The sequence below is a fragment of the Arthrobacter sp. genome (genome assembly GCF_031179985.1).
Classification (GTDB): Bacteria; Actinomycetota; Actinomycetes; order Actinomycetales; family Micrococcaceae; genus Arthrobacter.
This window is the reverse complement of sequence record NZ_JAPSHJ010000071.1, coordinates 1-11,493: the sequence shown is the minus strand read 5'-3', so window position 1 is coordinate 11,493 and position 11,493 is coordinate 1. Positions and strand designations below refer to the sequence as shown.

The 11,493-nt window shown below is 62.1% G+C and carries 9 protein-coding genes; 6 read left to right on the top strand and 3 right to left on the bottom strand.

Features of this window, described 5'->3' with window-relative positions:
- Nucleotides 1-95 precede the first annotated feature (95 nt).
- Nucleotides 96-662 (top strand): recombinase family protein, encoded by a 567-nt coding sequence (locus RIN13_RS19080; protein ID WP_309108890.1) that lies wholly within the window; start codon nt 96-98, stop codon nt 660-662.
- 150 nt (nt 663-812) lie between these two features.
- Here RIN13_RS19080 and RIN13_RS19075 read toward each other — a convergent pair whose 3' ends face one another.
- From RIN13_RS19075 to RIN13_RS19065, 3 genes are all read right to left on the bottom strand, one after another.
- Nucleotides 813-2,333 carry a carboxylesterase/lipase family protein gene (locus RIN13_RS19075; protein ID WP_309108889.1) on the bottom strand — a complete coding sequence of 507 codons (1,521 nt, stop codon included), beginning with the start codon at nt 2,331-2,333 and terminating at the stop codon, nt 813-815.
- A gap of 271 nt (nt 2,334-2,604) precedes the next feature.
- Nucleotides 2,605-2,862, bottom strand: coding sequence for a hypothetical protein (locus tag RIN13_RS19070; protein ID WP_309108888.1), 258 nt, complete (start codon nt 2,860-2,862; stop codon nt 2,605-2,607).
- A gap of 47 nt (nt 2,863-2,909) precedes the next feature.
- Nucleotides 2,910-5,369, bottom strand: a complete 2,460-nt coding sequence (locus RIN13_RS19065; RefSeq protein WP_309108887.1) for a glycoside hydrolase family 3 C-terminal domain-containing protein — start codon at nt 5,367-5,369, stop codon at nt 2,910-2,912.
- A 243-nt stretch (nt 5,370-5,612) separates the two neighbouring features.
- On the opposite strand from RIN13_RS19065, the gene RIN13_RS19060 reads away from it, so the two are divergent.
- From RIN13_RS19060 to RIN13_RS19040, 5 genes are all read left to right on the top strand, one after another.
- On the top strand, nt 5,613-7,160 hold the full coding sequence (locus RIN13_RS19060; protein WP_309108886.1) for an ABC transporter substrate-binding protein: 1,548 nt from the start codon (nt 5,613-5,615) through the stop codon (nt 7,158-7,160).
- A 60-nt stretch (nt 7,161-7,220) separates the two neighbouring features.
- Nucleotides 7,221-8,162, top strand: coding sequence for an ABC transporter permease (locus tag RIN13_RS19055; protein ID WP_309108885.1), 942 nt, complete (start codon nt 7,221-7,223; stop codon nt 8,160-8,162).
- Nucleotides 8,159-9,976, top strand: a complete 1,818-nt coding sequence (locus RIN13_RS19050) for a dipeptide/oligopeptide/nickel ABC transporter permease/ATP-binding protein (protein ID WP_309108884.1) — start codon at nt 8,159-8,161, stop codon at nt 9,974-9,976. Before RIN13_RS19055 ends, RIN13_RS19050 begins: the two co-directional genes overlap by 4 nt.
- On the top strand, nt 9,969-10,832 hold the full coding sequence (locus tag RIN13_RS19045; RefSeq protein ID WP_309108883.1) for an ATP-binding cassette domain-containing protein: 864 nt from the start codon (nt 9,969-9,971) through the stop codon (nt 10,830-10,832). The genes RIN13_RS19050 and RIN13_RS19045 overlap by 8 nt, the downstream gene beginning before the upstream one ends.
- A partial coding sequence (locus RIN13_RS19040) for a sulfatase (RefSeq protein WP_309108882.1) occupies nt 10,832-11,493 on the top strand: 662 nt, incomplete at its 3' end. The genes RIN13_RS19045 and RIN13_RS19040, both read left to right, overlap by 1 nt.

Sequence of the window (11,493 nt, the reverse complement as noted above, 5' to 3'; positions counted from 1 at the left end):
TACACCCCAACCTGACGCACCAGGATGCAGGTCTTGACTTTCTTCTGGGATGAGCCTAGAACTCAACCTGACGAGACGAGGGTTGGGAGGCGTCCGTGGGCGGACAGCGGATTGGGTATGTTCGCGTGAGCACGCTGGACCAGAACGAGAAACGTCAGCTTGAAGGCCAGGTTCTGGACAGGGTTTTTACGGATAAGGCCTCGGGCCGGGACACGGCCAGGCCAGAGCTGACGGAAATGCTGCTGTTCGCCCGCGACGGGGACACCGTGGTTGTGCACAGCATGGACCGGTTGGCCCGCAATCTTGATGACCTGCGTGCCTTGGTCCAGAGTCTGACACGCAAAGGTGTGCGGGTGGAGTTCGTCAAGGAGAGCCTGGTCTTCACCGGTGAGGACTCCCCCATGGCCAACCTCATGCTCTCCGTGATGGGTGCGTTCGCTGAATTCGAACGTTCCCTCATCAGGGAACGACAGCGGGAGGGCATCGCCCTGGCCAAACAGCGCGGCGCCTACAAAGGACGGAAAAAGACCCTCACGCCGGAACGGGCAGCCGAACTCGTCCAGCGCGCTGGCACCGGTGTTCCAAAGGCCCTCCTTGCCCGTGACTACGGAATCAGCAGGGAGACCGTCTACCAGTACCTGCGCCAGGCCAAGCTGGAGTGAGCCCCTCCCGTGCCTCGCCTCTGATGTTCAATAGTCTGCGAGGCCGGAAGCTTGACGGATCCATTATCGGCGTCAAAAGAACGAAGCCAGGAGGAGGCTGGAACTGTTCGAACCTTAGCTTCTCCACCGGCGGCTGGTAGCTGCTGGCATCTACGCCCAGAACTCGCGGAGTTCCCGAAGAGGGTCTTCCTCCACTACGGGCACCTCGTCCAAGATCATCGTCCTGCGCTCCGGCCAATATACGGGCCAATCCGGCAGCCCAGTGGCTGCCGGTTCGCCTGTGCGCGCAAAGGCGGCCCATGCCGAGCTCATCTTGTCGGACAGGCCCTGCGGCGCGTTTCCCTTCGTGAGGAACTCAGCCTCCGGAGAGGCTAGTTGCCTGAACACGAAGGGGATGTCCAAGGTATGACAGGCGCCCAGCTTCCCGCCCATGGCAGGGCTGGGCCAAGTGAAGAGATAGGAAAAATTCTTCGCGGAAGAACCTTGTCGCGCGCCCAATAGCCGGTTGCTGGGTTGCCGGTACAGGCTGTCAGAAATGGCTGCTTCCAGCAGTTGCTCGCCGGTGGCATTCGCTGACAAAGTCAGGGCAAGAGCTTGGGCATACTCCCCCTCCCGCCCTGGAGCAACGCCAGCTTCCGCCAGCACCATCGCGGCGCGATGAGCGTAAGAGGGCTCAGGCGAATTAGCAGGGTGCCCCTGCACAGCAAGTGATCCCTCGTTTAAATTCGTTCCTATCAGCAGATCAACGTCAGAATTAAGGCCTTGTCGAACCGACTCCAGTGGGGGTGCCGGGAGTGACGGTGTTCCAACAGTGGGTTGGAAGGGCAGCGGGACCGTGAAGGTTTCTGACCCCAGTCGTTGAACCAGTTTCTCCTGTGCCTCGAGTAGCTGCCCCACCGGAACTGTGAGTAGTTCATGAGCGTTAGCGTGGTCCAGTCCGCAAAGCGACAGGAACTCAAAGCTGATGCGGGAGGAGTCCTCCGCGCTTCGATACCGTTCCGCAGTGCCGCTCTGCATGATTGCTCGCCGGAACAGTCCGCGGGAGACAGGCATCCCCAGCAGCGTACCGATCGCCGCAGCACCGGCCGATTCACCAAAAAGGGTCACATTATCTGCGTCTCCGCCAAAGGCTGAGATGTTCCTCTGCACCCAGCGCAACGCCTCAGCCTGATCCAGCAGTGCAAGATTGGATGAGTCCGAAAACTCTGGTCCCAGGAGCTCGGCCAAATGGAGGAAACCCAACGCGCCGAGCCGGTAATTGATGGTCACCACAACTGTGTCGGTCGTGGCAGCGAGCTTGGCGCCGTCGAACATTCTGTCGCTACCAGAGCCTGAAATATATGCACCGCCATGAATCCAGACCATCACCGGCAACTCGGAGCCACCCCTGTGCGGCGTCCAGACGTTTAGGTTGAGACAACCTTTTTCGTTCCATGTCCGCGGTTCGCGGCCAGGGGGAGCAAGGGCTTGGGGATTCTGCGGTGCCCCAGGACCAGGCACCGTGCAATCCTTCACGCCGGTCCAGCAGCCGGCAGGAATTGGCGGGAGAAACCTCCGCCTTCCGTCAACCGGAGCCGCGTAGGGGATACCAGCGAAGCACCTTACTTCACGGCCTTCAACTGTTGCTAGACGGCCGCGGACGCTTCCTGCAGGGGTGATGGCGACGGTCATTTCAAGTGGTCTCCCAAGGGTGCAGTAACAAGAATGGCTCCGTTGCTGTGCGAGGCTCGGCCGATGAGCGACAACCATCGCTGCTGTCGCTCCTGCTCTCGATTAGCTCCGGCACTTTAGGGCGCTTCAACAGCGGCTCGTTGCGTTGAGCTCAGGCCCGTTTGGTAGGTCCTGGCGTGCGTGTTGCTACGTAGAGGGTAAAGCTCCGCTGGTTCTCCGATGATGTTCACCTCCGGCGCGGCTCGGTCCAACTTTGCCCATGAAATGGCGATCACCCCTGCTGTTGCCGGATGAGGCCGTAGGGAACGGCCGGGTGTGCCCGGACTATGTAACTGCCGGCGCCAGTTGGCGTCACGAGGACGCCAACACGGTGGTGTGTTGCAGTCTTAGTGACAACAGCGATGGCCTCTTCCAGAGCCGTGTCCATCTCCTCAGCCGTTGCCACGTTGACTTCCACCATTCCCGGCGGTCGCTCTCCTCTTCCTTCCACAGCGTCGGCTGGAAGCTGGGTTTGTGCTTTCTTGTTCATGATCTCCGCCGATCGTGCCCTTTTTTGTAAAAGGGCTTCTTGTACCACTACGCGAGGCGGACCGTCACGGCCTGAGGCAGGTTGGTGACGGACGTGCCGATGCTGAGGGTGTAGTCGCCGGGTTCGTAGGTCCAGCCGTTATCCCAGTAGGCGAGCAGCCGGGTCGGGACGTTGAGCACTGCAGTGACAGTCTCACCGGGTTGAGCCCAGACAGGGGTGGAGGCGACGAGCCAACGGACCGGACGGTCGACCGCGGAATCTGGTTTTTCGGCATAGACCTGGACGACGTTCTTGCCAGCCCTCCCACCCGTGTTGGTGAGGCGTACTGCAAGGGGGACGAGAGCGTCCGGGGCGGCGTTGGCAGGCCCGTCAACTGCATCAAGGGTCCAGTCGGTGTAGCCGAGGCCGTAGCCGAATTCGTAGGCGGGCGCGGTTCCGGCTTTGAGCCAGGCGCGGTAGCCGATGTGGATGCCTTCGTCGTAGGTGAGCTTCCCGTCGGCGTCGGGGGTGACGTTGATGACGGGTACGTCTTCCTGCGTTGCGGGCCAGGTGGTGGGGAGCCGGCCGCCGGGTTCGGTGGCGCCGGTGAGGATGTCGGTGAGGGCGTGGCCGAATTCCTGGCCGCCGAAATATCCGATCAGGGTCGCGGCGACCTCGTTACGCCAGGGCAGCAGGACCGGTGCGCCGGAGTTGACGATGATCACAGTGCGGGGGTTGGCGGCGGCGACAGCGTGGACCAGGCGGTCCTGCAGACCCGGCAGTTCGAGGGTGGTCCGGTCATAGCCCTCGGATTCGACGCGGGAGTTGGTGCCGACTACGACGACGGCGACATCCGCGGCCTGCGCGGCCTCCACGGCCTCCCCGATCAGGGAGTCCGGGTCGGAGTCGTCGGGCTCAATGCCAATGGTGATGCTGAGGGCGTTGGAGAGTGGTCCGGTGCGGTCGCTGGTGTCCAGCTCCACCCGCACGTCCAGGGGAACCCCGGCCGTGGTCTGGATTTCCACGGACGCCGAGGGCGGGGCAAGGAAAGCCGCGCCCAAGTCCGTGCCGACCGGCACGATGTTCTCCTCGTGGCGCAGCACATCGTCCACGAAAATCCTGCCGTTACCTACGGTGGAGAAGCCCAGCCTGATGGTTTCGGTCTGTTCCGGGGTGAAAATTGTGTGGAACTCAACCAAGGAGGACGCTTCGATCGGTACATCGCCGCCGAACCAGACGAGGGCGGTCGCCCGGCGGTCCTCCGTAGCGAGCTCGTTGCCCTGGGCGTCAAGGAAGCGGACCCGCAGCCCGGGGTCCCCGGTCTCCGGGTTCTGCAGCCGCTCCAAGGGCAGTTCGGCGATGCCTTCCTGAACGACAGCCCCCACACTGTAGGTCACCTTGTCAGCACCAAAGACTTCCTGGATGGCATCCAGGGGGGTCACGATCTTTTCCGGGACCACCGTGGCGGAGCCGCCGCCTTGGGTGCGCGCGTACCGGGCGTTATGGCCAATGACCGCGACAGTCTTCACTGCGGTGGGGTCCAGGGGCAGGACGCCGTCGTTCTTTACCATCACGGTTCCGGCGGCGGAGGCTTCCCGGGCGAACGCAATAGGGTCCTCGCGGTCGGCTTCCTGCAGACCGACGCCTTCGAAACCTTGCAGTGCCCCGACCCGGGCAGCGAGTTGCAGGATCCGCAGGACCTTCCGGTCGATGCTGGATTCCTCCACTTCCCCGGCTTTGACTGCCGCGACCAGGGCCTCGCCCCAGGGCCCCTCAGGTCCCGGCATGACCAGGTCCTGGGAATACCGGGCGCTGTTAATGCTCCTGACGGCCGTCCAGTCGCTGATGACCACACCATCGAAGCCCCACTCGCTGTTCAACGGGGTTTCCAGGAGTTCGTTTTCGGTGGCGGTGGCACCATTGATGGAGTTGTAGGCGCTCATCACCAGCCAGGCCTTCGACTCGACAATGGCCTTCTCAAACGCCAGCAGGTACAACTCACGCAGCGGCCGGTCCTCGACCCTGACGTCCACGGTGAACCGGTCCGTTTCCGAGTCGTTGGCGATGTAGTGCTTGGGGGTGGCGCCGACACCGTTGCGCTGGACACCGGAAACGTACGCCGCGGCAAGCTCGGCTGTCAGGGCGGGGTCCTCACTGAACGCCTCGAAGTGCCGGCCGCCCAGGGGCGATCGGTGCAGGTTGATGGTCGGGCCCAACACGACATCGACACCCTTGCGCCGGGCCTCGACAGCGGAGGCGGCACCCAGCCGGTCGGCGATCGCAGGATCCCAGGATGAGCTGATGGCGGTTGCGGACGGAAAATTCATGGACGGCTGACGCTCATCCCACACCTCGCCCCGGACCCCTGTCGGCCCGTCAGAGACCAGTATCCGCCGCAGGCCGATCTTCTCCATCGGCCATGTGGTCCAGAAATCACGGCCGGTCAGCAGCTGAACCTTTTCCTCAAGGGTCAGCTCGGTCAGCAGGTCTGTCAGTTGACGGTCCACAGTGGCGGTCTCGGTTTCCATTGACGTCCTTGTCTTAGCGCAGGAAGGACCCCGGATGAGGTCTCAGCGTCCTTCAGGCCAGGTCAGTTACCGGTACCTATAGGACTATTCCCATAGTAGCGGCGGGGCGCCGGGTGTCAACGCTTCCGACAAAAGTGATGCAACTTACATCATTCCCTTGACATCACCAGCAGGGGCGGCGACTATAGGACTATTCCCATAGGCCGCCGCAAGAGGCAGCCGGAACATTCAAAGGAGAATGCAGTGCAACTAGGTAAACGTGCGGCGGCCGTTCTTGCAGCTGTGACAGTGAGCGGTCTCCTGCTCACCGGTTGCGGCGGCGGCGGCGGGGGGACGTCCGAGGGCCAGACCGGTGGTGCCGCAACCGGTGGAACCCTCACGCTGGCCAGCCCCTTCGACAACAATTCGTTCGACCGGGCGGCTCTGGAGATCGGCAACAGGGTCCATTACTGGATGCCTGTCTACGACACGCTCCTGGTACTGGATGAGAACGCCGAGCTTCAACCGAACCTCGCCACTGAATGGTCCTACAACGCGGACAACACGGTGTTGAACCTCAAACTCCGCGAAGGTGTTAAATTCACGGACGGCGCACCTTTCGACGGTGAAGCCGTGAAGGCCAACCTGGAGCATCTTAAAAACGGCAAGGGCCAGAACGCCTACATGGCCGCTTCCATCGGAAGCATCGACGTTGTCAGTCCAACGGAAGTAAATCTTAACTTGTCCCAGCCGGATCCTGGCCTGGTGTTCTACTTGGGCGTCGTAGGTGGCGCCGTGGCCAGCCCGACTGCCCTTGCTTCCCCGGACATCGCGACCACCCCCGTGGGCAGTGGCCCTTACACTCTGGATAAGTCGGCAACCACAGCAGGCAGCCAGTACACCTACACGCGGAATCCGGACTACTGGAACCAGGAAGACTTCCCCTACGACAAGATCGTCGTGAAGCCTATCGCCGACAACACCGCCCGGCTCAACGCCCTGAAGTCCGGTCAGGTTGACGCGGGCATCATCGAAGCGAAGAGCATCAAGGAGGCGGAAGGGAGCCGGCTGAAGGTCAGTACCGAACCTGTGGACTGGCATGGACTTTTCATCGCTGACCGCGAAGGCAAAACTGTCCCTGCTCTCGGAGATGTCCGCGTACGTCAGGCCATTAATATGGCCATCGATGCCGAGTCCATCCTGAAAAACCTTCAGTTGGGCCAGGGCGAAGTTACAGACCAGATTTTCAACACCAAGAGCCAGGCCTATGTGGAGGAGCTGGACAACAAGTACAGCTTTGATCTGGATGCAGCAAAGAAACTGATGAGCGAAGCAGGGTACGCCGACGGGTTCGAGGTACTGATGCCCGATCTCGCCACCTACCCTCAACTCACCCCGATCATTGAGCAGCAGCTTGGGGCTTTGAACATCAGGGTCAACTGGCAGAAGGTATCCGCTGACGCTTCAATCTCGGAAGTCCTTTCGGGCAAGTTCCCAATGTTCTTCTTCTCGCTGGGCAGCCAGTCAGCCTGGCAGGACTTCCAGAAGGTTGCGCTGCCGACTTCCCCATGGAACACCGCCAAGGTCAACAACCCGGAGTTGAATGCCCTGGTTCAGGCCGCGCGGGTCGCCAAGCCGGGCGAGGAACAGGACAAAGCGATGCAGGCCGTGAATACGTGGATGGTCGATAACGCCTGGTTTGCCCCCTGGTACCGGGTCGACAACATCATCGCAACCAGCGCCAAGACTGAAGCCACGGCTCAGCCGTGGAATGTTGCTCCTTGGATCCGCAACTACCGGCCTGCTTCCTAATCAACCAAAAGGTGGTGGCCCGCTGCTTGCGGGCCACCACCACTCCCAGACGGTGAAACCATGATCAATTTCCTGGCACGTCGCCTCTTTGCCGGCGTCGTCCTCATCCTCGTCATCACCACTCTCGCGTACGCGCTTATCTACTCCAGCGCCGGCAACGCAGCCCGCAACATCCTCGGCGAAAATGCGACAGCCGACGACGTCGCCGCCAAAGCCCGTGAATTGGGCTTGGATCGTCCCCTCCACGAGCAGTACTTCGACTGGTTTTCAAACGCGATCCGAGGTGACCTCGGTGTTTCCTGGTTCACCAGTGAACCCGTGAGCGCCCTGCTGGCCAACCGACTGCCGGTCACCTTGTCAATGGTGATCCTCGCAGTGCTGGTCACCGCAGTCATCAGCGCCATCCTCGGAGTAACGGCCGCCGTACGCGGCGGGTGGCTTGACCGGCTCCTCCAGGTGGTCAGCGTCATCGGATTTTCGCTCCCGAACTTTTGGGTCGCCCTGGTCCTTGTCGTTATCTTCGCCGTGGCCGTTCCTATCTTCCCTGCCACCGGCTACGTACCCATGTCCGAATCCCTGTCGGGCTGGTTCCTCGCCTTGATCCTGCCGGTCATCGCACTGGTTCTTGGCGGTATCGCCTCCGCAGCGCAGCAGATCCGCGGCGCCGTGATCGACGTTCTGGACATGGACTACGTCCGCACTCTTCGTGCCCGAGGCCTGAGTTCTACCAGCGTGCTCCTCAGGCACGTCCTGCGGAACGCAGCTCCCCCGGCGCTGACCGTCCTGTCCCTGCAGTTCATTGCCCTCCTGGGCGGAGCCGTCGTCATCGAACGGGTCTTCGCCATTCCCGGCATGGGCACTCTGACCATCAATTCCTCCTTCCAGGGCGATGTGCCCGCCTTGATGGGCGTTGTAGTGGCCCTGGTGATCCTCGTCGTGATCGTCAACCTCGTCATTGACCTCGCCAATGGCTGGATCAACCCGAAAGCGCGCCTGCAATGACCGAAGCAACCACAGCCCTGACCAACGCCCCATTGCCCACAGCGCCTGGGCGTGTTTCCATCACGCGGACCGTCCTGCGCAACCCCCTCGGACTCACCGCCCTCATCATCCTCACGCTCATCATCCTGATCAGCGTCGTCGCCCCATTTTTTGCCCCTCATGACCCCTCAGAGGTGAAGATCGATAAGATCCTGGCGCCACCATCAGCCGATTACCTGCTCGGTGGCGACGGTGCCGGACGGGACGTCTTCAGCCGCCTCATTTGGGCCGGGCAAAACACTCTGTTGGGGGCCCTGATAGCGGTAACCATCGCGCTCGTGCTCGGTTCCGTCGCCGGGCTGATCGCCGGATATTTCGGCAAAGCCTTCGACGCGGCCTTCAGCTGGGCATCAAACATCCTGATGGCGCTGCCTGCGATGATCGTCCTGCTCGCCCTCTACCAGACATTGGGTGGATCGGTGTACTCAACCATGGCGGTCTTCGGCGTCATGCTCTCGCCCGGCTTCTTCCGTCTTGTCCGGAACCAGGTGATCGCCGTCAAGAACGAGCTCTATGTTGATGCCGCCCGCGTCTCAGGACTCAGTGACACCCGAATCATCAGCCGACACATCCTGCGGGTGGTCCGTTCCCCCATCATCATCCAGACCTCCGTCATCGCCGGCATCGCCATCATCATCCAGTCCGGCCTCGAATTCCTCGGTCTGGGAGACCCGGCAACCCCCACCTGGGGCGGAATGCTGCAGGATGCCTTCAGCAACATCTACATCAACCCACCAGGAATCCTCTGGCCGGGCCTGATCATCGCAGCCACAGTTGCCTCCCTGGTCCTTCTCGGCAACGCCGTCCGTGACGGGCTGCAAGGCCCCCGCGCTGCCGCTGTACGCCCCCGTGCCGTCCCGCAGCATCCCCACGGCCACACAGCTGCCCAAGGCGCTATCGAGGCTCTGGATGCAGACCCCGGAAAAGCCCCCCTCCTCCGGGTCAAGGACATCCAAGTCGGTTACGGCAACACCGAAAACCCCATCACGGTCGTCAGGGGCGTCAGCTTCGACGTCGCGCCCGGGGAGATCGTGGGAATTGTTGGTGAATCGGGCTCCGGTAAGACGCAGACCGCATTCTCGATCCTGGGCCTGCTCCCGCGGGGCGGCCGGGTACTGTCCGGGTCCATCCAATTCCGCGGCCGGGACATCACCTTCGCCCCGGAGAGCGAAATGCAAAAGCTCCGTGGACGGGACATTGCCTACATCCCGCAGGAACCCATGAGCAACCTCGACCCGTCCTTCACCATCGGTCATCAACTGGTTGAACCGATGCAGGCCGTCCTTAAGATCTCCAAAGAAGAAGCCCGGAAACGTGCACTGGCGCTCCTGGCCAGGGTAGGCATTGCCGACCCTGAGCGGACGTTCCGGTCCTACCCGCACGAAATCTCCGGGGGCATGGCCCAGCGCGTGCTCATTGCCGGCGCTGTCTCCTGTGAACCGAAGCTCCTGATCGCCGACGAGCCCACGACCGCCCTGGACGTGACGGTCCAAGCCGAAGTGCTGGATTTGCTGCGCGACCTGCAAAGCGAGATGGGAATGGGCATCGTGATGGTCACCCATAACTTCGGTGTCGTTGCTGACCTCTGTGATCGTGTCGTGGTCATGCAGCACGGCCGGGTCGTGGAAACCAACGATGCCGAAACCCTCTTTTACGCACCGGCGGAGCCTTACACCAAGTCCCTGCTGGGCGCGACCCTCGATGATGCCCCGCCGCGGCCCCCGCTCGGACAGAAGTTCCTCTCCAGCAGCAGCAAAGGACAAAACCATGCATGACACAGCTTCCGCCGCTCCCTTGCTGGTGGCCAAGGACGTGGTCGTCGAATACCCTCGGAAAGGGTTCCGCGCAAAGCCCTTCCAAGTCCTCCACGGAGTTTCACTGGACATCCTGCCAGGGGAAACTGTTGGGTTGGTGGGCGAGTCCGGCTCCGGCAAAACCACCCTCGGCCGGGCCATCCTGGGTCTCGTCCAGCCGGCCTCGGGAACCATCACCTTCGACGGCCAGGACATTACGGCCCTGGACCGCAAGGAACGGCGTAAGCTCAGCGACTCGATCCAGGTTGTCTTCCAGGATCCCTACACGTCGTTGAATCCCACCATGACTGTCGGGGACATCCTGAGTGAACCGCTGTTGGCTAAACCTGAGCTGAAGGGGTCCGCCCGCGCACGCATCAGCGAGCTGCTGGAACAGGTCGGATTGCCCTCCGGCGCCGTGGACAAGTATCCGCGCGAGTTCTCGGGCGGCCAGCGGCAGCGTGTCGCTATCGCCCGGGCACTGGCCTTGTCCCCGCGCCTGATCGTCTGCGACGAGCCCGTCTCGGCGCTGGATCTTTCGACGCAGGCGCGGGTTCTGGATCTGTTTATTGAAATCCAGGAGCGGACGGGCGTCGCCTACCTCTTCGTGTCCCACGACCTGTCAGTGGTCCGGCACATCAGCCACCGCGTGGCTGTGATGTTCAAAGGCGACATCGTGGAATACGGCGACGGCGACCAGGTCACCTCGCACCCGACGCATCCCTACACGCAGAAGCTCCTGATGTCCGCGCCGGTGGCGGATCCTCGGCGGCAGCGTGAGCGCCGCGAGGAACGGCGCTTGCTGCTTGCCGGAACCGGATCGGAAGGTCAGCCCTAATGAGAGCCATCGTCGTAATGTTCGACAGCCTGAACCGCCACATGCTTCCGCCCTACGGGGCAGAGGATGTACATGCACCGAACTTTGAACGCCTGGCCAGGCAGACGGCCATGTTCAACAACTGCTACGCCGGAAGCATGCCGTGCATGCCGGCGCGTCGGGAAATGCACACCGGCCGCTACAACTTCCTCCACAGATCCTGGAGTCCGTTGGAGCCCTTCGATGACTCGGTTCCCGAAATCCTCAAGGGCCAAGGCGTCTACACCCATCTTGTAACCGACCACCAGCACTACTGGGAAGACGGCGGCGCGACCTACCACAACCGCTTCAACACCTACGAGTTCTTCCGGGGCCAGGAAGGCGACGCCTGGAAGGGGCATGTCGCCAAGGCAACCCCGCCAACGACCCTGAACGCAGACAACCAGCTAACCCGCCAGGACTGGATCAACCGCCAGTACCTCAAAAATGAAATTGACCACCCGCAGACCCGCACCTTCAACGCAGGCCTGGAGTTCATGCAGACCAACGTCGACCAGGACCAGTGGATGCTGCAGATCGAATGCTTCGACCCGCACGAGCCCTTCTTCAGCTACGACGAGTACCGGAAGCGCTACGGCCTCGAAGATGCAGAGGGCCCCGTCTTCGACTGGCCCTCCTACCG